Here is a 396-nt window from a genome sequence, read left to right as displayed (position 1 = left end):
GTCAATGAAATTGTTAGCGGAAAATTGTGGCTGTCGTAGCGCCTAAACCTAAACAACACCTGACTTTTCCTCGATTGAAATCGGGAAGTGAAAGCGACAGCCACCGAGCTGTTGGTGCGCCTTGACGAGCGGCTGTTCCGCTCTCCCATTCGTGAGGGCTGGATCGAGCGGCAGAATTTTGCTGATGCAACCGCTGCACTTTGGGTCGAGGGCGAGCTCGTCCACCTTGAGGACCTGGTGCTGCACGACGCGCACATGGATGTCCGCGCGCCGACCCATGAGCTCACCCGCGCGCATGCGGTTTTGCGCGCCAGACGGCAAATTATTTCCCGCACTGCGGACTGGGCACTCAGCCGCGAGGGGCTTCGCCAGCTCACCGGCCGCGGCGGGGTGGGG

General features: G+C 60.9%; 1 pseudogene. It reads left to right on the top strand.

From position 1 onward, the window contains the following. Window positions 1-87 precede the first annotated feature (87 nt). Window positions 88-396 (top strand): annotated as a pseudogene (locus EOA23_RS35425) (hypothetical protein); the annotation flags it as partial.

Source organism: Mesorhizobium sp. M2A.F.Ca.ET.042.01.1.1, from assembly GCF_003997405.1.
Classification (GTDB): Bacteria; Pseudomonadota; Alphaproteobacteria; order Rhizobiales; family Rhizobiaceae; genus Mesorhizobium.
This window is presented reverse-complemented; position numbering and strand designations above follow the sequence as displayed.